The organism is Aeromonas sp. TECH754, assembly GCF_056279295.1.
On sequence record NZ_JBWBRA010000001.1, the window covers coordinates 2,647,892 to 2,667,718 of the forward strand.

Annotated in this window: 29 protein-coding genes, 2 other RNA genes and 1 pseudogene; 1 reads left to right on the plus strand and 31 read right to left on the minus strand. The window is 60.0% G+C overall.

Features of this window, described 5'->3' with window-relative positions; genetic code table 11:
* Window positions 1–11: 11 nt before the first annotated feature.
* The 31 genes and pseudogenes from ACZ9IL_RS11730 to ACZ9IL_RS11880 form a co-directional block, all read right to left on the minus strand.
* Window positions 12–920 carry a Mu-like prophage major head subunit gpT family protein gene (locus tag ACZ9IL_RS11730; protein WP_476003678.1) on the minus strand — a complete coding sequence of 303 codons (909 nt, stop codon included), beginning with the start codon at window positions 918–920 and terminating at the stop codon, window positions 12–14.
* A gap of 54 nt (window positions 921–974) precedes the next feature.
* Entirely contained in the window at window positions 975–2,117 is a 1,143-nt protein-coding gene (locus ACZ9IL_RS11735) for a phage protease (protein WP_476003679.1), read from the minus strand.
* A 191-nt stretch (window positions 2,118–2,308) separates the two neighbouring features.
* A complete protein-coding gene (locus ACZ9IL_RS11740) occupies window positions 2,309–2,755 on the minus strand; it encodes a phage virion morphogenesis protein (protein ID WP_476003680.1) in 447 nt (148 codons plus the stop codon).
* Window positions 2,755–2,955 (minus strand): hypothetical protein, encoded by a 201-nt coding sequence (locus tag ACZ9IL_RS11745; RefSeq protein WP_476003681.1) that lies wholly within the window; start codon window positions 2,953–2,955, stop codon window positions 2,755–2,757. Before ACZ9IL_RS11745 ends, ACZ9IL_RS11740 begins: the two co-directional genes overlap by 1 nt.
* A gap of 923 nt (window positions 2,956–3,878) precedes the next feature.
* Window positions 3,879–4,427 (minus strand): annotated as a pseudogene (locus ACZ9IL_RS11750) (phage head morphogenesis protein); the annotation flags it as partial.
* Window positions 4,427–5,998, minus strand: coding sequence for a DUF935 domain-containing protein (locus ACZ9IL_RS11755; RefSeq protein WP_476003682.1), 1,572 nt, complete (start codon window positions 5,996–5,998; stop codon window positions 4,427–4,429). The gene ACZ9IL_RS11755 and the pseudogene ACZ9IL_RS11750, both read right to left, overlap by 1 nt.
* Window positions 5,998–7,542 carry a terminase large subunit domain-containing protein gene (locus tag ACZ9IL_RS11760; protein ID WP_476003683.1) on the minus strand — a complete coding sequence of 515 codons (1,545 nt, stop codon included), beginning with the start codon at window positions 7,540–7,542 and terminating at the stop codon, window positions 5,998–6,000. The genes ACZ9IL_RS11755 and ACZ9IL_RS11760 overlap by 1 nt, the downstream gene beginning before the upstream one ends.
* Entirely contained in the window at window positions 7,542–8,117 is a 576-nt protein-coding gene (locus tag ACZ9IL_RS11765) for a DUF3486 family protein (RefSeq protein ID WP_476003684.1), read from the minus strand. Before ACZ9IL_RS11765 ends, ACZ9IL_RS11760 begins: the two co-directional genes overlap by 1 nt.
* Window positions 8,118–8,119: 2 nt before the next feature.
* Window positions 8,120–8,416 carry a VpaChn25_0724 family phage protein gene (locus ACZ9IL_RS11770; protein WP_476003685.1) on the minus strand — a complete coding sequence of 99 codons (297 nt, stop codon included), beginning with the start codon at window positions 8,414–8,416 and terminating at the stop codon, window positions 8,120–8,122.
* Window positions 8,413–8,715, minus strand: a complete 303-nt coding sequence (locus ACZ9IL_RS11775) for a DUF2730 family protein (RefSeq protein ID WP_128296927.1) — start codon at window positions 8,713–8,715, stop codon at window positions 8,413–8,415. The genes ACZ9IL_RS11770 and ACZ9IL_RS11775 overlap by 4 nt, the downstream gene beginning before the upstream one ends.
* Window positions 8,696–8,923 (minus strand): TraR/DksA C4-type zinc finger protein, encoded by a 228-nt coding sequence (locus tag ACZ9IL_RS11780; protein WP_124813752.1) that lies wholly within the window; start codon window positions 8,921–8,923, stop codon window positions 8,696–8,698. Before ACZ9IL_RS11780 ends, ACZ9IL_RS11775 begins: the two co-directional genes overlap by 20 nt.
* A gap of 14 nt (window positions 8,924–8,937) precedes the next feature.
* Window positions 8,938–9,159 (minus strand): hypothetical protein, encoded by a 222-nt coding sequence (locus ACZ9IL_RS11785; RefSeq protein WP_476003686.1) that lies wholly within the window; start codon window positions 9,157–9,159, stop codon window positions 8,938–8,940.
* Complete coding sequence (locus ACZ9IL_RS11790) at window positions 9,152–9,463, minus strand: hypothetical protein (protein WP_476003687.1); 312 nt, start codon at window positions 9,461–9,463, stop codon at window positions 9,152–9,154. The genes ACZ9IL_RS11785 and ACZ9IL_RS11790 overlap by 8 nt, the downstream gene beginning before the upstream one ends.
* The gene (locus ACZ9IL_RS11795) at window positions 9,460–10,047 is read right to left on the minus strand and encodes a glycoside hydrolase family 108 protein (protein ID WP_476003688.1); all 588 of its coding nucleotides are present in this window, start codon (window positions 10,045–10,047) and stop codon (window positions 9,460–9,462) included. Before ACZ9IL_RS11795 ends, ACZ9IL_RS11790 begins: the two co-directional genes overlap by 4 nt.
* Window positions 10,048–10,302: 255 nt before the next feature.
* On the minus strand, window positions 10,303–10,458 hold the full coding sequence (locus ACZ9IL_RS11800) for a hypothetical protein (protein ID WP_476003689.1): 156 nt from the start codon (window positions 10,456–10,458) through the stop codon (window positions 10,303–10,305).
* Window positions 10,459–10,473: 15 nt separating this feature from the next.
* The gene (locus ACZ9IL_RS11805) at window positions 10,474–10,614 is read right to left on the minus strand and encodes a hypothetical protein (protein ID WP_476003690.1); all 141 of its coding nucleotides are present in this window, start codon (window positions 10,612–10,614) and stop codon (window positions 10,474–10,476) included.
* Between the two features lie 173 nt (window positions 10,615–10,787).
* A complete protein-coding gene (locus ACZ9IL_RS11810) occupies window positions 10,788–11,381 on the minus strand; it encodes a DUF6338 family protein (RefSeq protein ID WP_476003691.1) in 594 nt (197 codons plus the stop codon).
* Window positions 11,382–11,450: 69 nt separating this feature from the next.
* Window positions 11,451–11,885, minus strand: coding sequence for a Mor transcription activator family protein (locus ACZ9IL_RS11815; RefSeq protein ID WP_476003692.1), 435 nt, complete (start codon window positions 11,883–11,885; stop codon window positions 11,451–11,453).
* Window positions 11,878–12,471, minus strand: coding sequence for a gp16 family protein (locus tag ACZ9IL_RS11820; protein WP_476003693.1), 594 nt, complete (start codon window positions 12,469–12,471; stop codon window positions 11,878–11,880). Before ACZ9IL_RS11820 ends, ACZ9IL_RS11815 begins: the two co-directional genes overlap by 8 nt.
* On the minus strand, window positions 12,455–12,634 hold the full coding sequence (locus ACZ9IL_RS11825; RefSeq protein ID WP_216944065.1) for a hypothetical protein: 180 nt from the start codon (window positions 12,632–12,634) through the stop codon (window positions 12,455–12,457). The genes ACZ9IL_RS11820 and ACZ9IL_RS11825 overlap by 17 nt, the downstream gene beginning before the upstream one ends.
* Window positions 12,621–12,851 carry a hypothetical protein gene (locus tag ACZ9IL_RS11830; protein ID WP_042074588.1) on the minus strand — a complete coding sequence of 77 codons (231 nt, stop codon included), beginning with the start codon at window positions 12,849–12,851 and terminating at the stop codon, window positions 12,621–12,623. The genes ACZ9IL_RS11825 and ACZ9IL_RS11830 overlap by 14 nt, the downstream gene beginning before the upstream one ends.
* A 40-nt stretch (window positions 12,852–12,891) precedes the next feature.
* An RNA gene (locus ACZ9IL_RS11835) (hammerhead ribozyme type II) lies at window positions 12,892–12,957 on the minus strand.
* Window positions 12,956–13,168, minus strand: coding sequence for a hypothetical protein (locus ACZ9IL_RS11840; protein WP_476003694.1), 213 nt, complete (start codon window positions 13,166–13,168; stop codon window positions 12,956–12,958). Before ACZ9IL_RS11840 ends, ACZ9IL_RS11835 begins: the two co-directional genes overlap by 2 nt.
* A gap of 5 nt (window positions 13,169–13,173) precedes the next feature.
* Window positions 13,174–13,243: hammerhead ribozyme type II (locus ACZ9IL_RS11845), an RNA gene on the minus strand.
* Window positions 13,244–13,245: 2 nt separating this feature from the next.
* A complete protein-coding gene (locus ACZ9IL_RS11850) occupies window positions 13,246–13,443 on the minus strand; it encodes a hypothetical protein (protein ID WP_476003695.1) in 198 nt (65 codons plus the stop codon).
* 15 nt (window positions 13,444–13,458) lie between these two features.
* Window positions 13,459–14,079, minus strand: coding sequence for a DUF3164 family protein (locus ACZ9IL_RS11855; protein ID WP_476005346.1), 621 nt, complete (start codon window positions 14,077–14,079; stop codon window positions 13,459–13,461).
* A gap of 60 nt (window positions 14,080–14,139) precedes the next feature.
* Window positions 14,140–14,370, minus strand: a complete 231-nt coding sequence (locus ACZ9IL_RS11860; protein ID WP_476003696.1) for a hypothetical protein — start codon at window positions 14,368–14,370, stop codon at window positions 14,140–14,142.
* Window positions 14,371–14,446: 76 nt separating this feature from the next.
* Window positions 14,447–14,980 (minus strand): transcriptional regulator, encoded by a 534-nt coding sequence (locus ACZ9IL_RS11865; RefSeq protein ID WP_476003697.1) that lies wholly within the window; start codon window positions 14,978–14,980, stop codon window positions 14,447–14,449.
* The gene (locus ACZ9IL_RS11870; RefSeq protein ID WP_476003698.1) at window positions 14,977–15,561 is read right to left on the minus strand and encodes a hypothetical protein; all 585 of its coding nucleotides are present in this window, start codon (window positions 15,559–15,561) and stop codon (window positions 14,977–14,979) included. The genes ACZ9IL_RS11865 and ACZ9IL_RS11870 overlap by 4 nt, the downstream gene beginning before the upstream one ends.
* Window positions 15,562–15,599: 38 nt before the next feature.
* Complete coding sequence (locus ACZ9IL_RS11875; RefSeq protein WP_476003699.1) at window positions 15,600–16,337, minus strand: AAA family ATPase; 738 nt, start codon at window positions 16,335–16,337, stop codon at window positions 15,600–15,602.
* 71 nt (window positions 16,338–16,408) lie between these two features.
* The gene (locus ACZ9IL_RS11880; RefSeq protein WP_476003700.1) at window positions 16,409–18,661 is read right to left on the minus strand and encodes a DNA-binding protein; all 2,253 of its coding nucleotides are present in this window, start codon (window positions 18,659–18,661) and stop codon (window positions 16,409–16,411) included.
* Window positions 18,662–19,081: 420 nt separating this feature from the next.
* On the opposite strand from ACZ9IL_RS11880, the gene ACZ9IL_RS11885 reads away from it, so the two are divergent.
* Window positions 19,082–19,810 (plus strand): S24 family peptidase, encoded by a 729-nt coding sequence (locus tag ACZ9IL_RS11885; RefSeq protein WP_476003701.1) that lies wholly within the window; start codon window positions 19,082–19,084, stop codon window positions 19,808–19,810.
* Window positions 19,811–19,827: the final 17 nt, after the last annotated feature.

A 19,827-nucleotide genomic window follows, 5' to 3' on the forward strand; every position in this document is an offset into this window, starting at 1 on the left:
ACGGCTCTGGTTTACAAATAATCAGCCACCACCAGTTCCAGCTTGCCCTTGAGCTCGTTGCTGGAGCTCTCGGAGAGCTCACGCTCCAGCATCTTGGTCGCCAGCTTCTCAAGCGACGCCGGCACCACCAGCAAGGTCGGCTTGATGCCGAGCTTGCGGCCACCGTCCGCCTGGAACTCCCGCATCCGGCTGAAGGCATCCCACAGATTGTCGGGGGTCAGCGCCCGCTTGTTGGCGAACGCCAGTTGCCAGAAGCCGAAGCCGGCAGCGTCGCGGCAGTCCACCCCGTAGCGGAACTCCTTGCGGGTGAACACCGCCTCGTCGTCGATCTTGGTCATGGCGATGAGCTGCGGTGCCTTGCGATCCTGGAAGATCACCGGCTTGAGGGCGCGGCTGGTATCGAGCAGGAACCAGGGCTCACCGGTATAGGCGCCATCCACCACCAGGTTGGCGACCATCGCCGGGGTACCGGTGCCATCGGCCTTGGGATAGACCGGATGATCGGTATCGAAGAAATACTGGGCGTCGTAGCAGGGGGTCGTGAAGCCGGCGCCCAGCAGGCCGAAGCAGAGCTCGTCGGGATGTACCCCGGCCGAGCGCCCCATCTCGGCGAACATGGGGGCATAGATGCCCAGCTCATCGTCTTCGATATCGTTGCGATCGACGGCCACGGTGGCTTCGAAGTCTTCGTTGACGATCTGGTAACCGTGGGCCTTCATCGACTCTATCACCCGGTCCCCGACCCACTTGCGCAAGCTCGGGAACTTGCCGAGCCAGCCATAGGTGTTGGACTTGGTGGTCGATTTGATCACGGTGGCGATCTTGGTGTACTGGCTCGGCGCCTCGCTCTTGGCGTCTTCAAAGTTCTTCTTGAAGCCGGTGAAGAGGGACTGCAGCAGCGCAGGGGTAATCATGGCCATGGTCTATTCCTTCTCTGGTTAAACGGAACTGCCTTCGCGTGAAGCGAGGCTTGCTCAGGCCTTGGCCTTGGCAAAGTCCTCGTGGCTGATGCCGAGCTGGTCGGCGGCGTACTTGTCCTCGGCCGAGAGCACGGCCTCCCCCTTCTTCTCAGGCAGGGTGACGGCAGCGGTCTGGCTCGCCGTGAGCGCGGCGATGGCCGGGCGCGGCTCCAGCAGCGCCTTGAGGGCGGCCACCCCCTTCTGGGCGGCGTAGGCGGTCAGGTACTCCTCTTCGGCCGCCACCACCTTGCCTGCGGCGCGGGCCTCCTTGATGAGGGTCGCGGCGTCGGTGGTGTCCACCTGGGCGGTCAATGCCGCCACCTGGGTAACCAGGGCGTTATAGGTCGCCACCGGCACGAATTGCGCCAGGTCAACCTGGCCACCCGGCTGCGCCTTGAGCGCGGCCAACGAGGCCTTTTCGGCCGAGAGCGCGGCCTCCAGCTCCGGCGCCTTCTTGGCACTGGCCTGCAGGCTGTCAAGCTCGGTGAGCGCCTTCTGCAGTTGCTCGTCGGTCGGGTCGCCGGTCAGCTCGATGCCGAGCTTGGCCAGCAGCTTTTTCAGCAGTTCATTCATGGGAGTCTCCTTGTGTGCCGCATGGGCGGGGGTGGCCGGCTGGCCGGGTTGAATCGGTTGTGCACTCAAGGCCGCCAGCGCCTGCATGCCTACCACCCCGGGATCGTTGGTGATGGCAGTCATGCGCAGCTCCAGGGGGCGGCCCTGGGCGTCATAGGGGAAGACGGCGGAGAGGAAGCGATACTCTTTGGCGGCCACCAGGGCGGCGGCGCGATCGGTCCAGCGCGGCTTGATAAAGAGCCCCTGACCCTCGCGCCACTCGATCTCGTCGGCGTTGTACCAACCGGCGGCGGGGGCCTGCTGGCCGTTGAGAGCGGTGTTGAGGGTCTGGTGGTCGTAGTCGATCAGGATGTCTTGCCCCAGCTCTCTCACCCGATTGATGAGGGTGGTGGCAATGCCCTTGTCGAGTTGCCAGTGGCCACCGGGTACATCGAAGGGACGGCCATCACGGGCCTTGAAGGGGCCTATCGGCAGGAGCTGCTGCCAACCATCAGTCTCAGTCGTCAACGCAGCGTCGAGTACCGCCAACCCCAAGGTGGTCGGACGGGCGTTCAAGATGGCCAAGGCAATGGCAGATTTGTGCATCACTCACACTCCGAAATATCACTGTCGCCAGTGTCAGGGAGGTGAGGTAGGTGGGGGGTTTATGGTGGGTTACTGCAACAGCAGGGGGTGCCGGTACTGTTTAATGGTGTTTAAACACCGTTTTGCTGCGCGAAGAGCGGACGGGCCATGCCATCGCACCGGCCCTGTCCCCGTAAACGCACTCAGAGGCTTTAGAGCGCGTCCGCAGTCAGATAGCCTTCCAGTGTTTCCAGCACGCTCTGCTGGTCTGCTTCCGACAGCCCCAGATAGGGGCGCTCGGGCAGGTTGATCTCGGGGCGTCCGAACTGATGGGCGGCACCATATTCGAGCGGAGTGCCGAAGTAGAGGGCCTGGGGATCGGCCTGATAGTTGAGGGTGTCGCGCAAATCGTCGTTGAGGCGTAGGACTTCATCGGCATGGCGCGGCTTCTTGGCGCGGTACTTGTCCGAAAGCGGGGCCCAAGGTTCCCCTTCCGGGGTCTCCTGCGCATCCCAGCGATCACGGTGGGAGAGCGCCAGCCCCTCGCCGATATCGGCCAGCGGCTCGCGTAGATCGCCGGTACGCTGATAGAGCTGGGCCAGCAGTTCGTGCGCATCGGCCACCCCGTGGTGGCTGATGGCGATAAAGCTGCCCGCCATCAGACCTCATCCTCAAAGGTGGTCATAAAGTGCAGGGCCTCCTCATCGGCCGACAACATGGCGGCCTCCCAGAGATCCCCCAACATATCCGCCTCTTCTCCCCGGGCTTGTTCGCACAAAGCATCCAGCGCCTTGGCCTGTGCCAGGGTAAAGGGGCCATCTTCTGCCAGCAGGGCGCTGGCTTGATCCAACAGAGTCATCCTTTCTCTCCTTTGCGGCTGGCGGTCGTGGCCTGGGCCAGCATGGCCTCCACCCGTTTGGCCAGTTCGGGGAAATGCGCCACCATGGCATCCCTCGCCAAGACCCAGGCGGCAAACGCCTCGGCGGCAGCTTCCATCCTGGTCTTGCCGGCATACTCCGTCAGCAGCCCCACTCCCGTCAGGTCAGGCTCCCCGGCCCAGAAGTGAACCTGGTGACCGAGTTCGTGCAACCAGGTTGAGAGCCGCTGGGCTGATTCCCCCTGCTGGCCGCCGACGTTGGCGGAGATGCTCCAGTGACGGCGCAGTGACTCGCCGCTGGTGCCCCTTGGCTGCCACTGACGGGGCCCGGTGTTGGCATGGGCATCGGTCACCACCTCGGCCGCCGCCGCTTGCACCGCCTGCATATTCACCGCTTTGAGTGTATCACCCGCCTTGACCTTGATAACCAGATGGCCCCAGTTTTTGGCCGTAAAGCCATTGGTCGCGCTGGCACGGCGCGAGTGATAGAAGGCCCGTACCAGGTAAGGGTCTGTGCCCAGGTACTCGGCAATGGCCAACGCGACCTTGAGCCCCGCCGCCCCCTTCCCCATCTCGGTCTGCTTGATAAACAGGGTTTTGACCGGGTGCGCCTTGAGGAACGCCGATAACCCGTCACGCTGGGGGGCTGGCAACTGCGCCAGCAAATCACTCAGGCCCTGAGCGGTCATCCCCTTGGCGCTGGAATAGGCGCTCTCCACCATCCGTTCTGGCAACCGCTGCGCCAGTTCAGGCTTGGTCGCCTCCCGCTTGGCCACCGCCTCGGTCAGGGCGGCCGGACTCCTGGGTCGATAGTCAAAGCCGGGGTCGATGCCCCTGGGGATGCGGTGGATCTCCCCCGTGCCCTTATCGACCCACTCATAGTCGCCATCCTCCGGCGCCTGACCCACGGCCAGCCCCCGCCGCTTGAGGTCGGCCTCGGAGAGCAGGAACTTCTTGCACTTGCAGCCATAGCCGTTGCTGGGGCTGTGGGTGTCCCACCAGGGATGGTCCACCGGCAGCACCAGGTTGTTCCACTTGAGGTGCAGTTCCCTGGGGTGCTCGGAGTCGCCGTGGCGATAGAGCGCATAAGGGCGCTTGTGCTTGATGCGCTCAATCTGGTCATCACGCCCGGCGTTGTAGCTCTGGCGCAGGTTGGTCTCGAAGATGACGCGAGAGCGCCAGGACGCAGGGCCGGTGTGTTCCCAACCGTGGCGAGCCACGACTTCCTTGAACGCCTTCTGGAACGCACCGAGGGATTGCCCCTCGCTGATCGCCTTGTCCACCGCCCCGCGCAGGTCCGCCAGCAAATCCGTCTTGGTCGCCCCAGCCACCATAAAGGCGCGGTTATGGGCATCCCGCCAGACATCAGCCCAGCGCTCACTCGGCATGTCGAGCTTCTGGCGAAAGAAGGCGATTGCCTCGGCAAAGGGCAGTGAACCGTAACGAACAGGCATCAGTTGCCCTCCTCCATCTCCAGCATGCCGAGCAGCTCGCTGGCGGCGATGGCTTGGGCCAGCAGGGCACCCAGCTCGTCATGACTGAGGTTGGGTTCCAGCGCCAGCAAACCATCCCGGATCTCCTCCAGGGTGGTGGCCTGCATCACCAGCGCCTGAACGGCATCGGTCATGCCGGCCAACAAAGGGGCGACCTCTGCCTGCAGCCTCGCCAGTTGGGCGTCGTTGTTATCACCCTGGACAGGGTGCTTTGCCGCCAGCGCCGCCAATCCCTGCGCCGTCAGGACCGCCTCCCCCGCACCTGCCTGCTTATCGACTATGACCAGCACTTCCTCCCCTTCCTTGGGCGCCGGGATCTGCAGCTTGTCGCGCACCCACTGCGCCGGGATCTGCATCCCCATGCCCACCAGGGCCCGCAGCGGATAAGCCAGATCGCGCATATCCTCCGGCTCGGTCACATCGAACTCCAGCCGGGGGGCACGACGCGGGCCCTGGTAGCTTTTGCCGTTGAGGGCAAACAGCGGATAAACCAGATCCCGGGTCAGAGTCGCGGCGAGTTGCCGCAAGTCGGCGTCCCGCACCTCCTGGCGCACCTCGTTATGCACGTTACCGAGCGCATTGGTCGAGCTCTTGCCGTCGGCCTGGCTGGTCAATGTGCCCCCTAGGATGGCCTTGCTCATGGAGCGTTCGCACCAGTCCATCATCACCACGAAGGGATCGGCCTGGCCATTGGCTGCGTTCTCAAACTCGATCTCCATCCCCCGGGGGATGATGCCGCCCGCGTTGTGGCCGATGGAGAGCACCGCCTGCAGCAAGGTGGATTTCTCCTTCTCGGTGGCCCCTTCCGGGTATTTGCCCAGACGCACCGGCAGGCCGTAGATCTCCAGAAACTCGGCGAGGTCCCGCACGCTGTAGTTCTTGAACAGGAAGGGCCAGACCAGGGTGCGGATAAGGCCGGTGCGGGCAAGATACCCCGACTTCGACTTGGCCTTGTGCATGATCCAGCCGAACGGATTGAGGGCCGCTCCCTCCTTGCTGCCGTCCCGCAGCCGCAACTGGTTCCAGTCATCCGGGTGGGTCTGGAACCAGGCGGGATCGCGCCAGACGATACCCTTGGGGAGCTGCAGCCCCTCCACCAGTTCCCAGCCGCTAAACTCCTGGGCACTGAACCCCTTGAGCACCGCATCGGTGGCGTCAAAGATGGCGTCATCCAACCAGGTGAAGTCCTCCAGCAGCTCGCGGATCATCTCGCAATCGCGCTGCTCGGCGGGGGTGGCGTTGCGGGGCGGCTCTATGGTCCAGCTCACCCCAAGCAGGGAGCGGCGCCGCTTGCCCAATTCGCTTTGCAGGTGGGCGTCCTTCTCCTCCATGTCCTCGGCCAGCTCCATCTGGGCGATAAGGTTGCCCTCCTCCGCCTCTTTCAGCGCGGTGGCCGCTTTACCTGGGGTGAGCCCCACCGTCGGGTGCTCGCTGTAGTGGCGGCGCAGCTGGGCCAGCTTGGCGTCGTTCTCGGTCTGTGGCTCCTTCTGCAGGCGCAGAGGATTGCCATGAATGTCGATGATCCCGGCCATTACCAGCCCCCTCGTTCAAATGTGTGGTAGTCGTCGTTGCGCCCTGTGTCGCGCTTGCCCGGCAAGGGGGTGAACTCGATGGCGCCCCCTTCCATCCAACTGGCCCGCACCGCCATGGCCAGCGCCACCGCAAAGTCGCCGTGGCGCTGCTGGCCGCCCTGGCCGGTGTTCTTGCCTTTGTCGATCTTGGGGATGCCGTTGATGACCTGGATCTTGCCGAGGTCGTCCTGCACGTCCGCATGGCGCGGGATCACCAGGTTGTCGTCCTCGAACTCGGCCTTGAGCTTGGGCATCCACTCCCGGTACCAGGGGTCATTGAGCATCACGCACTCGATCATGCTGGCGCCCCAGCGCAAGCGGGCAGCTTCTGCCAGATAGCCGCCGTTGCCGGTGGCATCGAAAGCCGCCGCCGTGAACCGGTGCAGCCCCTGCAGCAGGGTGAACAGGATCTGGCGCTGGGTCTCATAGGGGGCATTGACCAGCTCCACCACGAAGGGCACGGTCTTGCGCAGGTTGGCCGCGATGGAGAGCGGGACGAACACCGAGAGATCCCCCTTGCGGGCGAAGTCCTCGCCGAGCACATGGCGGCAAGTCCGGTCGAGCGCCTCCAGGCAGGGCTTGAGGTTCTCCTCGCACCAGATCTCCGCTACCGCCTTGCGGGTCTCCTCGCTTTGCAGCTCGAAATCCGCAGGGGAAGTGAAGCGCAGGATGGGGATATCCGGCTGCATGGCCCGCTCGATCAGGGTGCGCTTGATATAGACGCCGCTGCTCTGCTTGGGCACGCAGAAATACTCCTCCAGCGCGTCTTCCTCGGTGGCGGTGGCCTTGAGCAGCCCTGCCTTCCAGCTCTCCTCGGCCTCCGGTGTCCAGGGCGTGCCCTTGACCTGGCAGATGCGGCGATAGAGCCCCTGGCGGCAGGCGTCGTCCAGGCTGATGGTGTGAATGGAATAGTCTTTACGGCCCGCCCGGCTGTCGTTTATCAGCTGGTTAAACAGGTTATCGACGCCGTTGTGGGTGCTGATCAGTCGCACCTTGGCCCCCCACATGGTCAGCGCCATGGCAGCCTTGAGCACCTCGGCCAACCGGTCGTGGAAGGCGGCCTCGTCGATAGTCACATTGCCCTGCATCCCCCGCAGGTTGGAGGGGTTGCTGGAGAGGGCCTGCACCTTGAAGCCCGAGGCAAAATAGACCACGAAGGTGAGGATCGCCTTGTCCTCGTCGTCAGTGAATACCTCCTCCTGGATCTCACCAGCCGCCTTGCTGTAGGCCTTGGCCCACATGGCCACGGCGTCGATAAACTCGCGGGCCATCTCCTTGTTGCTGCCCACGTAGAAGTGGTGGCAGCCGCCAGCCGCCTTTGCGCGAGAGGCCGTCAGGGCGGCGTCGGCAGCCTCCGCCCAGGTGATACCGGTGCGGCGGCTCTTCTCGGCGATCTTGAGCGGGCTCTCGTCGGCTATCCAAATCTTCTGATAAGGCAGCAGCACCTCGTCCGGGTCGTACTCGGTGCCGAGTGCCTGGGCCAGCTGTTGGGCGATCGCGGTCATCAGACAATCCCCAGAATTTCGCGGCGAATGGCGGCGGCGGCTTCACCGCTCAAGCCTGCCTGGGTGACGATGGCCTCGGTCTTGGCGGCCACTTCCTCGGCAAAGGCCTGGCGGATCTCTTTTTCCCGCTTGTGGCTCTGCATGGCGGTGGATTCGAGCCGCTGCGCCGCCAGCATGGCGTTTTTCAGCATGTCGATATCCACCGCCTCCTCCGGGTTCTGCACCTGGGCCAGCATCGCCTTGAACAGCTGGGAGCGGCCCAGCTCCAAAATGAGCTTGGTGGTCTCCCCCATCGGCTTGTCGCCGAGCTGGGCCGTCAGTGCCGCCGTGGTCTCCCGCAGATCGCGCAGGTGCTGGCCAACCTGCTCCACCTGGCTGGCGTGGCGGCTCAAGCCCGAGCGGGAAAGCTTGAGATCATCTGGCAGCCCTGCCTCCTCGATAAGGCCGTTGATCTCGTCCAGGATGGCGGCCTGGCTGTTGCCCTTGTCGCGCAGCAGCACGTTGAGCGCATCGCGGATGCCCTCGGGCAGCAGCCATATTTTGCTGGCGCGGCCTCGGGTCGGTTTCTCGGCCATGGTCAATCCTCCGCTCGGGGCTTCTTGATGCCCGGCACGCTGGCCCGCCCTTCGGCCACGTCCTGACCCCTGCCGGTAAGGTGTGCCACCTGCACCTGGGCGAGGCGCTCGATGCGTACCAGCCCTTGCTCTTCCAGCCAAGCCAGCTGAGTCTTCACCCTATCCCGCGTCACCCGGCCGGTACCGAGCTGGTCGAGGCAATCGTTGAGGATCGACTCGTTGGCCGCCCCGCCGATATCGAGCAGAGAGCGCAAGATCACCAGGCGTTGCTGGGCGTCCAATATCCCTTGAATGCTCATGTTCTCTCCTTGAGTTCATTTTCCAGCAGCAGGTCGGCAAGACGGCGGGCCTGGCGAAGTTCAGGCGCCAGCGCCCGTAGCTCGCCACGCAGCTCGCTGATCTCCAGTTGCAGGGTGTGCAGCTCTTTCTCGGTCGGCAGATCCGAGAGTTGCTGCTCGACCCTGGCCACCCTGGCGGCCAGGCCAGTGACATCCTCCCGCTTGGCGTAGGTCTTGGAGAGCAGAATGATGACAATCAGCCCCACCAGACTGGCCAACGCATAGAGCGGGCCCCAGTTCTTAACGATGAATTCCCACACGGACAGCCTCCTTGCGCTCGAATAGGGTCTGGCACTCGATACAGCGCTCGGCACCAGGTTCTGCTGCAAGGCGTAAGGGCGGGATGGCGTCATCGCAATCGCAGCAGATGCCATCCCCATGGGGCCTTGCCCTTGTTTGATGGGACTGAATAAGGCGCCCGGTTCGCTCGGCGTCGAGCTGCTGGGCGCGGTCTATGGGGTCGCTCAAGGGAGTCTCCTGGCCTACTTGATGACATGGGTCGCCTTGAGACGCCCCCAGATGGCCAGCAGGCCACCGATAGCACTGGCCAGATCCACGGCTGTGGTGACCAGGCCGGCTTGGGTACCGACATCGACCGGTACACCGAACAGGCCGGCGATACCGGCCCCCACGGCGATGATGCCGCCGATCACGGCGCGGCTTTGGATCGCAGGCTTTGCTTGGGGTAACAGGGAATCAGCCATGATGGGCTTCCTTATGTTGGGTTGGGGTAAGACGGGCACGGGCCCGCAGGCGATCCAGCTCACCCACCGACCGCCAGCCCTGCTCAAACAGGGATTGGCGAGTGGCGTGATGGCTGTAGAGCGGGATCGCCTCCAGGTCCGTGGGGGCGGATTCGGCCAGATAGGCTTTCAGATGGGCGCGGCGCCCATCCTTGAAACAGGCGAGGTAACGGGGGTTCTTGAGCTCGGGGATACCGAAATAGCCGGCGGCATGGATCCCCTGCAATGCCTGACGACGCTTGTTGATGAGGCTAGGTTTGCTCATGCCGCCCCCTCTCCGAATCGGGTAGAGAGCAGGTAGCTCTGCAGGCGCAGCAAGCGGTTGACCCAGCCATGGGCATTGGCCCACTGGCTCGGGTCTTTGCGTACTATGCCGAGCATGAAGCCGGCGCGGATCTCCAGCAGTGTCAGCAACAGGGCGCGGCCACCGTCTCGCCCCGTCTTGGCGGCCAGCACCCGCAAGGTATGCGAGCCCAGCAACCCATCGGCCATGACACCAAGCGCTTGCTGCAACTGGCGCACTGCACGACCATGGCCGTGATGCACGGCGCCGTCGAACAGGGCGATGGCAATCAGCGGGCAGACACTATCGACCCGATCACAGCGGGCTGGCAGCCAGTAGTTCGCGCGGTAAAACAGCTGGGCGTGGGCAGGGGTCGCCTCACCGACGGCAATGTCCGGCCGACCATCCCGATCGAGATCGATCATGCCGTCTTTCTTGCCGTCGGCGGCATCGGCCATGCCGAACTTGGTGTGGCCGCCCCGGTCGGCCGGGTGGTTCACCTCGCTCCCTTCCACATCGGGACGAAGCAACCAGGCAAGCGCTATGGGGTAGGTATCAGGCAACATAAAAGGCCCCTCGATGAACTGCGTTATCGCAGCGTACCGAGGGGCCTTAATGGGGCGGGTTTATGGTGGGTTAGAACTATGGCTTCTTAGGTGGTGGTGCAGTTGGGCTTGTACCACTACTTTTCGGGGGCTGGTATCCGTTTGTATTGATACCACTTGGTCTTGGCTTCGGTTGATATCCATCCATACCGATTCCAGGATTACTCTGCGACGGAGGCTTCTGTTTACTGTGAGACATTAGAAAACACCTTGATATCAGGGTTTTTTCGGGGGTGAAATAGGTTCACCTGCTCGATTTTCTGTACGTGACGTAGGTTGATACCCTTTTTGGATATCCTCTTTCGCTCCTATTTTTCCTTCTCGAACAGGCAGTCTTTTTTTACTGTCATATTTTTCTTTTTTTTTAGACATTCCGCTCCACCTTAATCATGGTTTTTTGGGGGGAGGATTGACCTCAGCCTTAGTCTTGGGAGGCTGATAACCAGGAGTGCTTGTTCCTTGATGATTTGGCTCTTGCCGTTTGGGCTGATATCCATCAAAAAGGGGGATATCTTTGTCTTGAGACATACCATCTACTCCTTATGGCTTTTTAGGGGGCGGGTTTGTTGGACTCCCGCCAGAACCCGCTGGCTGATATCCGCCCCTTACACCAGAGGAACCTGAACCACCGGAATCCTTGGGTTGATAGCCATATTTATTTGAATCATTAGATGAATTGTTATCACTTTTCACTGTCATTTTCACCCTTCCGTCACCGTGTAAAATTCCAAATAAAGAATTTCAGAAGATAATATCAATATTCCTGCAGAGCCATCCTTTGGCCGTTCAAGACATTTATCATCATTGATGATATATGAGTTTTGCAAAAAAATTTGTTCAGGCGCAGGAGAGCTTGAGGCAAAAGACTCCGAGTCATAGAGCCCTCCTACCTTTTCACCAGATTTGAGTGTGACGATTACCCAGTATCTCTGCCTTTTGGAAAAAAAATAATCCCATGGCTTTTGTATTGGGTGCAATTTGAGTCTCTTAACTCTAACCCTTACCCAAATATATGAAATTACTACAGGAGAAAGGAAAAGAACTAGAAAGTAAAAAAGAACGTACAACCAGATGTGTACGTTCTTCAGTTCACCTGACTCAACCGCATAGACAACTGGCAACCAGAGCACATAGTTAATACAGCTATACGACACAGCATCAATAAGCTGCTCAGAGGTCGATTTTCGCTCACTTGCAACAGCAAAAAGCTCGTATGCTTTTATTGCAATGAATCCGGGCATAACAAATGCCACAAAAAGTAGCAACTTATTCAGTTCAAGCAGTTCCAAACTCATGGATTATACCGAGTTTCTTGATAATTCCTTCAATCTATACTCCTTGATGTCATCTGGGAATACCCGCTATTAACTCCCAAACAGATCGGGCTGATGACGGCGGCGGGTCAGCTCCCGCTGCTCTGCCACTACCGCATAGGTCTGGGGCACCGAGAGCCCATGCTTGCGAGCCAGTTGGTCGATATTGCGGCCATTGAACTCATCCCAAATAGCCCGATCCCGCAGCGCCGCCTTGAGATGCTCCCCGGTCGGGATGTAGTAGGCACGACCGCCCATATAATGAGCCTGTACCAGCGCCAGCTTGCGGGCCTGGGCCAAGGCCTTATCTGCCACCATCCCGCCGCGCCCCAGCTCACAGGCGAGCACATCGACCAGCTCGGCCAGCGCCTTGGGCCACTTGGCGGTCAGCTCGGCCGCCGGGATTTGATCCAGTCGGTCCACCAACTGCCCCAAGGATTCATGGTCATCGGCGAACAGGTCCAGATTCTCTTGGCTGCTATCCATGTTGCACCTCCGCCTGCATCTGCTCAAAGGCTGCCACAACGGCCTGATAGCCCGCCACCCGTCCGGTCTTCTCATTGATGGGGATAGTTTTATTAGCCGCCTGCAATGCCTTGACCATCTCCCGCTTATGCCAGTGCTTGAGGGACTCCAGCACCGAATAAGCCAACGCACCATCGAGCCAGGACACCTCGGCCACACCCACCCCGTTATTGATCCGCACCGTCTGACGCTCCACATAGTGATTGAGCGCCGTTTCGCTGCCATCACGCAGCAGGCCATGGCGGTGCATGGTGATCCAGATAGCCCGGATCACACCTATCTCGGCCGTCCGAACCGGTGTACCGCTGGCCGGGCTTAAACGCTTCTGCTTGCCCCCGTTTACGCCACGTTTAACGGTCGGTTTAAACCCCGCCCCTTTCATGGCCAGCAGGACCTTGTTCAACTGCTGGAGCGTCAGCTCTGCCGCCGAACGCTTGCCACTCTGCTGGGCCAGCAGCTCCCGATAGGTCTCTTCATCCAGCCCCAGGGAGCGGCGGCCCACCTGCACCAGCCGGATCAAGCGAGTGCGTTCATTGCTTGCTGTCATGACTTCTCCCCACTTTTGCCACCCAGATTTGACCGGCAGGCACATCGTTTCCATTGCGCCACTCAGGGCAATGACTATCGAGCCACTGCTCGGCACCTTGCTGGTTCAAGGGGCCAAACTTCATCACATAGGCCAGCAGGGCCTGCCAATTAGACGCCGCCATGACTGACCTCTGCTGCTCTGGCTTGCTGCAGCTCTGCCACGAGTTGCCAGCGCATCTGGCTGGCCTCTCCTGCCAGGGCAAACAGCCCTTGGGCACGAGCCTCTCTATCAAACTGCTTGAGCTGTCTGCACACAGCCCGTTTATCAGGGGTCGCCTGTGCAATGGCGGCCGCGCTGAATATCTTGGTAAGCCGAATATCCATCTCTGTTTTGGTCATCGCCGTGCTCCTTGTTCGAGGCGGTGAAGACCTGGGCCCAGGTCGGCTGCTCATCAGTGCCTGGCCACCACGCCAGGCAGACGGGAGAAAGTCCCCCGTTTCGCTTACTTGACCAGGCGCTTTCGTGCCTTGCTCACAATGGTGGCCAGCATGGCCATCCTGGACTTCTGATTGATGGCCTGACCGTACTGATTGATGAAATCAACGGCCAGTTGCGCATCCTCCAGAGCCTGCTGCGGATTGTTCATCAGCAGGCACTCCAGGGAGCTTTTCGCATCGGCCACGCTGGTGTTCAGAAGTGTTTTCACGTTATCCATCCGTCCTCCGGCTGCTCATCAATGCCCGACCACCACGCCGGGCAGACAGGGCGACATGGCCACCCTGTTTCGCACTGTCACTGCTCAAACTGCAGCGGTATCAGCCCCTGATATTCCTCTGCATTGAGGGGCGCCGGACCCAACCCCAGGGCCCACAACAGGGCGGCCTTGATGCCATCCTCGTAGGTGTCATCGGGGTAACAGGTGCCCTCGGTCTCGGTGATCTGTTCACACAGCAGCAGTTGTTCTTCGGCTTTTTCTACGTTGATTTCCATCGCACACTCCCCTTCTTATAACTTCGCCAGATCCAGGCTCATCTGGACGTAACGGCCCTGACCGTCCCGCTCGTAGAGCCGCAGGTATTGGCTGGTGCCGGTCACCTGGATGGCATCGGCGATCGCCTGCATGGCCTGCTCCCAGTCGGCGTCTTCGATGTTCAGCTGGCGCAGGGAGAGCACCTGGTTGACGTCGATGTGTCCCGCCTTGGAAACCCGAAAGGCGTGGTCCACCAAGGCCCGCAGCTTGGCGTCGGCGCCGTCGCTCCAGCGCGCGATGCAGCTATCGATCAGCACCTTGGCCGCCTGGATCCGTTCATCAAATTTGCGGTGTTCCCCCACCGCCCGGATGAGCTTGTAACGGCCGTCAAAACTGAGCAGGGTGACGTTGCCCTTGGTACCGCCCCAGGCCACCCCATACTGCTCGGCCGAGAGGTCCACAAAATCGGCGATCTGCTGCATGGCGCCAATCTTGAAGGTGGCGAGCAGTGAACGTTGCTCACGGGCCGCCGCGATGATGGCCATCACTACCTCATCACGCAGCTTGTCCGCTGGGGCAATCAGGTTCTCCGGTACCCAGTGCCCCTGGGCGTTCTGCCGCATCGGGGTCGTGTTGCTGGTCTGTGCTTCTTGCATGACTTCCTGCATGTAATGCTCCTTGATTGCTCTCGTTGTTATCCGGTGGGCTGCCCGCCCTCATTGGCGCCAGTGCAATACGCAGCCTGCAAAGCGCACCATGGCCACCTCGCTGACCACTCCGGCCAGGTATTCGCGCCCCCACACCGCCCGCCGGGTCATCTCCGGTGGCAAAGGTCCGGTCACCATCAGCAGCGGGGTATGGCGCACCTGGCCGGTGCGTACCTTGCATCCGTTTGCCGTCAGCCAGAGGCGCAGCTGGTCGGCCGTGTTCTGCAGATTTCTGTTCATCCCGTTCTCCTTGTGATCTCGTCACTGGGCCCACCGCACACCCCGAGCCCGCTGGTTTATTGGCTGTTTGTGGCAATCACTTGCCCTCGCCCTGCTTCTTCAACAATTGGTTCAAACGCATCGCCAGGTGCTCTAGCTCATTGCTAAGCAGCTTCACCAACTCGCGCTCGTCGCCATCCGCCTGAAAGGCCAAGCGGCTGATCACCCGCGAAGCGTGATACAACTCAACTTCCTCGCTCTCCGTTCTCAGACGAATGGGGCGTTTGAGCTGCTTCTCTTCCGGGATCCGGCTGTGCGGGCAACCGCTGCGGCACGCCTTGTAGACCTGGATATAAAGCGGGTTGCTGCTGACATTGCTACGAGCTTGGTGCGCCAGGCACTGGTCCTGGCGTATCTCACCCAAGATTGGGCACATCACGGTGCAAGAGAGGTAGGCCCCCTCCACCAGCTTCTGTACCCGTTCCACATCCCCCGGATATTTCTGGTTACAGACCTGGCTCACCAAGGTCCGGGATACCCCGAGGCGCTGGGCGACAGTGGCCAGAGAGCTGCTCTTTACTGCCTGCTGCAAGGCGGCCAACCACGCCGGCAGCGCATTGGGGCTGCTCATGACTCATCTCCTCCTGTTGGTTCAAACGGATAGAACGCCTGTTCGTTCTGATCCCATATCCCTGTTTTGCGCACCAAGGGGGCCAGCTTGCCGGTATTGCGCAGCAGGCTGTAACGGCTCAGCCTCCCCTTGCTCTTTTGCCCGGCCTTCACTTTGACCAGAAAGCGCACATAACCGGTCTTGTGAAGCGCGCTGAGGTAAGACTTGGCGTGGCTATCGGTCACCTCGGCGGTCATCTGCAGATCCAGCCGAGTGAAGTGCTTGTGCATCTTCATCGCGTTCCACATCTTCTGCTGTTTGGTTTTCCGATTCTGGCTCCGAACCACCCGACCTTCTCCACAATGGCCACGGCCTAGTACCGGCTCTTGCCCTTCGATGCGGGCGTACACCTTGGGACGACCAGCAACACCGATTCCGGCGACCTGCTGGATCACGCCCCGTTTTTCGAATTCCTTAACAATTTCCCGTCCCTTTTCAGTTGGCTCTGATATGGCTGTGGCAATATCGTTGACCGTGAAACGTTCAGCGGTCGCAATATGGCTCCAGGCCTCGGCTCTTTTATTGGTTGTGATTTGAGACATTCAAAAAATCCCCTTAAACAGCCATGCCAAGGCTGTTCTCAGCCCAGACGCCCCTTACCGTTAAAATCCAGGAACAGATCGGCTTCACGGCCTTTCAGATCCGCCAGACTGACCACCGCCATATCGTTGGCCATCGCCAACGATTCAACCTTTTCCAGCGCAGTCAGGATCCGCCGCACCTCGCCGTGGGCACGCTTACAAATGGCATTGAGCAGGTCCTCTTCCAGCAGGATGTCTGCCTCAAGCAGGTGATCGGCGAACATCCCCACGTCAGCCAGGTCAGCGGGTTGGAACTCGATCCAGTCGGAAATACGGTTGAACAACTGCTTGCGCTGGCTGATGCGCTTGGCGATCTGGTCCATGCCGATGAGGATCACCGGCTGGTCGGTGCCGTCATAGATGTCGCGGAAGCTATCCATGATGCGGTTGGAGCCGACCACGTAGTCGCACTCATCCACAAACAGGGTCAGCTCCTCGGCGCGCATCCTCTCGATAACGTCATCCACCATGCGCTGCATGGGGTAGCGGGGTACCATCCCCAGCTCGCGCACGATGCGCTCCAACACGCTGCTGGGGGTGTCGGTGGCATAGCAGCGGATATAGATGGCATTCACCCCGTCCTGGTTGAACAACCAGGTCATGGTGGTGGTCTTGCCAAACCCGGTCAGGCCATACACCAGGCCGATACCGGGGACCACCTGGGAGCGGCTATTGAGGTTGTGGAACAGTGACTCGGTACGGGTCACGTTTTTGACGGGAACGACTCGTTTTTTCATGATGTAAACTCCTGTTAAATGAACAATTACTTCCAGTTAATTGCTGATAGCTGGCAACCTGCCAGCGTGGTTTACTGGCCTTGGACCTTTGCTTCCTGCTCTTTGCGCAGGGTGTAATCGATACGCCGGGCGACCAGGTAGTAATCCTTCCGATACTGCTCCAGCCACGCGGCCTCCTTGTCTGTCAGCGGCTCGGCCAACGCCTTGCGGGACAGGTGCCAGGCTTGCTCTTCTTCGCTGCGCAGCAGCTTGGCCTTGTGCTCCTCCTGCTGACGCATCAGCAGGCGATTCTGCTCACGTCGATGTGCCAGCGCCTCTCGCTCTGTGTCGGTAAAGTGCTGTTCGGGTTGATTCAGCAGCGTGGTAGCGGCATTAGTGAGGGCGGTAATGGCATCATTGTCGTGCTCGCGACTGCCCATGGGTAAGCCCACCAGACTTTGGTTCTGGGCCTTCTTGGCAGCCAGCATGCGGGCAGCCACGTCGTTGATATCGAACTCCATCCCCAGCTGCTTGGCATCGCGCCGGAAGTTGTTCAACTTCTTGGTGGCGGCCTTACGACTGGCCCGGAACTCATCGGGCGCCATGGCGGTGCCGATCAGCTCGTCGTTGGTTGCTTCCACATAGCTACCCCAAGAGTCAAGCGGATAGAGGATCGCCCGCCCCACGTTGCAGGGGTCGAGAAACACCCTGACCCGACGGCGATCCCACTCAGGCTGCATCAGCTCGTAGGCGGTGTACTTGAGGCCGTCCGCCGAGACTTTGCCCCTAATGACCGTGGCATCAGTGACGAAATGCAGCAGTTGATCCAGGGCATGGGGTTCGCTGATCTGGCGTGGTTGGTAGCCGCTTTGCTGGTACTTCTGGAAAGGAGATAGGTTGCCCAATCCGTCGTGTGGCGCGTGGTGGTAGTGATACTCCAGCCAATCGTTCAGGGCCTGCTCCAGTAGCTCAGGAGTCAACGCCAGCTCCAACGCTTCTTTTTCACCCTTCACCCGGTTCTTGCCGATCCGTTCGCAGAAGGCGCGCACGGCCTCAATCTTCTTGCGATCGCTCACGTTGTGGCCGATGTAACCGGGCAACAACTCCATCAAGCCGTGAGACATGGTGCGAAAGAAGCGCTCGATGAAGGGCTTCTCCCAACCGGAGAAGGCTTTGGCTCGCTCCAATCGAATATCCAGCAGGTTGAAGATCCCTGTGGTCCGTTTGCTAACGTAGTCGGAGCCGTTATCTGTCTTGCAGATGCCGTTTTCATTGGGCAGGCCCCAACTCAGCAAGCATTTGCGCAGCAGCAGGCAGATCCCTTCAGAATCGGAGGTGGGCGCCAGAAGCAATTGCACCCGGCGGGTCATCACGTCGATGGCGCCGATGATGGTGTAGCGTTTGAGCTTGCCTGCAACGTTGAGCTGCACATCTACCGGGGTGCTGTCGAACTCCCAGACATCGTTGGGCAACTCATAACGCTGATACATCTTCTGGAACACCGGCCGATGCTTGCCGTTATAGCCATCGGGATCAGTGACGTAGGCAAACTCCGCGCTGTGAGCCGCCAACCACTTGCTGACCCAGCGCCGGAGGCTGGAGTGGGAGGGAACAACCCAGTCGATCTCCTGGCCAGCTTGATGCTCCACCATCACCCGCAAGGTATGGGCCTTGCTGGCCAGGTGCGGTTTGCTGGTCAACACCGCCACCAGAAACTTCTCCATCCTGGGGAACGATTCGACCAGGTGTGGGCGATCCACGTTGTAGGCGCCAGCCAGAGCGATGATCCCCTCCTGCTCACGCTTCTTGAGCCAGCGGTAAAGGGTGGGCTGGGAGAGCTTCTGACGATGTGCTGTTACCCACTCGGGCAAGTCGAGCTGGCGCTGGTTGTAAGCGGTAACAAAGCGCAGGATGCCGTCAGTCTTCTGCCCTGCCATGCAGTAGGGTTCAACAAAGGCATCCAGGACGGACAAGATCATCATCTTGGCAGTGGCCCGCTCTTGGCGCTTCTCCGGCAAGCTGTTGAAGCGCACCAGGCCGCTGCTCTTGTTCTCCTGAATGGCAGTTTTGGCTGCCTGCTCTTCGGCTTCTAACTTGGCCACCAGTTGCTTGGCCGCCACCACCACCGTGTCGCTCTCCTGTAACAGATCCGTGGCCTTCTGTTTGGCTACGGCCTGCTGAGTGACCAGCGGCAAGCTGGCAAGGTGGTACTCCAAGCCTTTGCCTTTTTCTTTCTTCCTGGATTCCCACCCTTCGCTATCTGCTTTTTTACGGACTCCGAATGCCGAACTTGGCAGACCATCCAGCCCGATCAATTCCTGAACAGAGAACCAGAGCTTACTCATCACCCTCTCCTTGCATCAGATCGAATCCAATGGCTACAGACAGGGCCTTGACGATCTCCTTCGCATGGGGACGTTTTGGCTTCCTACCGGTATCGGGTGAGAACAAGCGAATACAATGCAAGACGGTTCGAGGGTGATAGCCATGCGCCAAGGCCCATGACCGGCAGGTCAATCCCTGAGCCCTGAGGGCGGCATGGATATGGTTGGCATTATCTATCCTCATCATGTGTCCACCGTGTTAGAATTTTTCCTTATGTTGCGCACTTGGCTAGATGCCACATGCGACACATAAGACAGATTATGCGCCCAATAAGACAACGGCAAGTCTTTTTTTGAGTTGCCATTCCTTTTTGTTCGCACAACGTCATCCTAAAAGACTCTGGATGTTATAAATCAATAACTTGCAATGAATGGCAACTCATGAGCGACGATAGCAACCAAGTTGTTTTTCCATCTGATGGAATAGCAACCTTCCCTTTGCGACTAAAAGAACTGATAGGCGACGAATCGCTGCGTACTTTCGCGCACATGGTTGGTATCTCGGAGGGGGGGTTACGGAAATACCTGCCACCAGGAACATCAAAGCCAACGTTCGATAAGGTGGTTGTGATTGCTCGCTACAAGAACGTTAACTTGGAATGGTTAGCCACCGGTGAAGGTCCTAAATATCCAGGAGATCAACCTGCAGACACGGCGATTGCCGTTAGCAAGGATGATTTCGACGAGGAGTACGCACTGGTCGATGGCTACCATGTCACTGTGAGTACCGGCCATGGCGCCTTTAACGGCGACGATACCCCGGTCATGCGACGCCTGGCCTTTCGTAGGAAATGGCTGAAATATCGCAGCTTCAAGCCTGAGCAGCTCAAGGTAGTTTTTGCCAAGGGTGACTCCATGGAGCCCACCATCAACAGCGGCGACAGCCTTCTCATCAACTTGGCAAGTTCTAGGCCAATCGACGGCGAGATCTTCGTGGTGCGCCTCGGTGATGATCTCTATGCCAAACGCATTCAGAAACGCTGGGACGGCGCTATCGAGCTGCTCAGCGACAACAAGGAATATAAAGAGCAGGTCATCCCTGCCAGCGAGCTGGATCGCCTAGCCATCATCGGCCAGGTGGTGTGGATCGGAAAGGATGTGGGGAAATAATGGAAAGGCCGGTAACC

What these genes read in the sequence shown, in the direction of transcription:
- ACZ9IL_RS11770 (WP_476003685.1), bottom strand. Translation starts at nt 8,416, where the DNA reads ATGAGCATTCAAGGGATATTGGACGCCCAGCAACGCCTGGTGATCTTG.
- ACZ9IL_RS11855 (WP_476005346.1), bottom strand. Translation starts at nt 14,079, where the DNA reads ATGCAAGAAGCACAGACCAGCAACACGACCCCGATGCGGCAGAACGCC.
- ACZ9IL_RS11745 (WP_476003681.1), bottom strand. Translation starts at nt 2,955, where the DNA reads ATGACTCTGTTGGATCAAGCCAGCGCCCTGCTGGCAGAAGATGGCCCC.
- ACZ9IL_RS11760 (WP_476003683.1), bottom strand. Translation starts at nt 7,542, where the DNA reads ATGACCGCGATCGCCCAACAGCTGGCCCAGGCACTCGGCACCGAGTAC.
- ACZ9IL_RS11880 (WP_476003700.1), bottom strand. Translation starts at nt 18,661, where the DNA reads ATGAGTAAGCTCTGGTTCTCTGTTCAGGAATTGATCGGGCTGGATGGT.
- ACZ9IL_RS11875 (WP_476003699.1), bottom strand. Translation starts at nt 16,337, where the DNA reads ATGAAAAAACGAGTCGTTCCCGTCAAAAACGTGACCCGTACCGAGTCA.
- ACZ9IL_RS11840 (WP_476003694.1), bottom strand. Translation starts at nt 13,168, where the DNA reads ATGGATAACGTGAAAACACTTCTGAACACCAGCGTGGCCGATGCGAAA.
- ACZ9IL_RS11735 (WP_476003679.1), bottom strand. Translation starts at nt 2,117, where the DNA reads ATGCACAAATCTGCCATTGCCTTGGCCATCTTGAACGCCCGTCCGACC.
- ACZ9IL_RS11755 (WP_476003682.1), bottom strand. Translation starts at nt 5,998, where the DNA reads ATGGCCGGGATCATCGACATTCATGGCAATCCTCTGCGCCTGCAGAAG.
- ACZ9IL_RS11785 (WP_476003686.1), bottom strand. Translation starts at nt 9,159, where the DNA reads ATGGCTGATTCCCTGTTACCCCAAGCAAAGCCTGCGATCCAAAGCCGC.
- ACZ9IL_RS11740 (WP_476003680.1), bottom strand. Translation starts at nt 2,755, where the DNA reads ATGGCGGGCAGCTTTATCGCCATCAGCCACCACGGGGTGGCCGATGCG.
- ACZ9IL_RS11830 (WP_042074588.1), bottom strand. Translation starts at nt 12,851, where the DNA reads ATGACCAAAACAGAGATGGATATTCGGCTTACCAAGATATTCAGCGCG.
- ACZ9IL_RS11860 (WP_476003696.1), bottom strand. Translation starts at nt 14,370, where the DNA reads ATGAACAGAAATCTGCAGAACACGGCCGACCAGCTGCGCCTCTGGCTG.
- ACZ9IL_RS11885 (WP_476003701.1), top strand. Translation starts at nt 19,082, where the DNA reads ATGAGCGACGATAGCAACCAAGTTGTTTTTCCATCTGATGGAATAGCA.
- ACZ9IL_RS11765 (WP_476003684.1), bottom strand. Translation starts at nt 8,117, where the DNA reads ATGGCCGAGAAACCGACCCGAGGCCGCGCCAGCAAAATATGGCTGCTG.
- ACZ9IL_RS11810 (WP_476003691.1), bottom strand. Translation starts at nt 11,381, where the DNA reads ATGAGTTTGGAACTGCTTGAACTGAATAAGTTGCTACTTTTTGTGGCA.
- ACZ9IL_RS11795 (WP_476003688.1), bottom strand. Translation starts at nt 10,047, where the DNA reads ATGTTGCCTGATACCTACCCCATAGCGCTTGCCTGGTTGCTTCGTCCC.
- ACZ9IL_RS11790 (WP_476003687.1), bottom strand. Translation starts at nt 9,463, where the DNA reads ATGAGCAAACCTAGCCTCATCAACAAGCGTCGTCAGGCATTGCAGGGG.
- ACZ9IL_RS11800 (WP_476003689.1), bottom strand. Translation starts at nt 10,458, where the DNA reads ATGTCTAAAAAAAAAGAAAAATATGACAGTAAAAAAAGACTGCCTGTT.
- ACZ9IL_RS11870 (WP_476003698.1), bottom strand. Translation starts at nt 15,561, where the DNA reads ATGTCTCAAATCACAACCAATAAAAGAGCCGAGGCCTGGAGCCATATT.
- ACZ9IL_RS11815 (WP_476003692.1), bottom strand. Translation starts at nt 11,885, where the DNA reads ATGGATAGCAGCCAAGAGAATCTGGACCTGTTCGCCGATGACCATGAA.
- ACZ9IL_RS11865 (WP_476003697.1), bottom strand. Translation starts at nt 14,980, where the DNA reads ATGAGCAGCCCCAATGCGCTGCCGGCGTGGTTGGCCGCCTTGCAGCAG.
- ACZ9IL_RS11820 (WP_476003693.1), bottom strand. Translation starts at nt 12,471, where the DNA reads ATGACAGCAAGCAATGAACGCACTCGCTTGATCCGGCTGGTGCAGGTG.
- ACZ9IL_RS11730 (WP_476003678.1), bottom strand. Translation starts at nt 920, where the DNA reads ATGGCCATGATTACCCCTGCGCTGCTGCAGTCCCTCTTCACCGGCTTC.
- ACZ9IL_RS11825 (WP_216944065.1), bottom strand. Translation starts at nt 12,634, where the DNA reads ATGGCGGCGTCTAATTGGCAGGCCCTGCTGGCCTATGTGATGAAGTTT.
- ACZ9IL_RS11805 (WP_476003690.1), bottom strand. Translation starts at nt 10,614, where the DNA reads ATGTCTCAAGACAAAGATATCCCCCTTTTTGATGGATATCAGCCCAAA.
- ACZ9IL_RS11850 (WP_476003695.1), bottom strand. Translation starts at nt 13,443, where the DNA reads ATGGAAATCAACGTAGAAAAAGCCGAAGAACAACTGCTGCTGTGTGAA.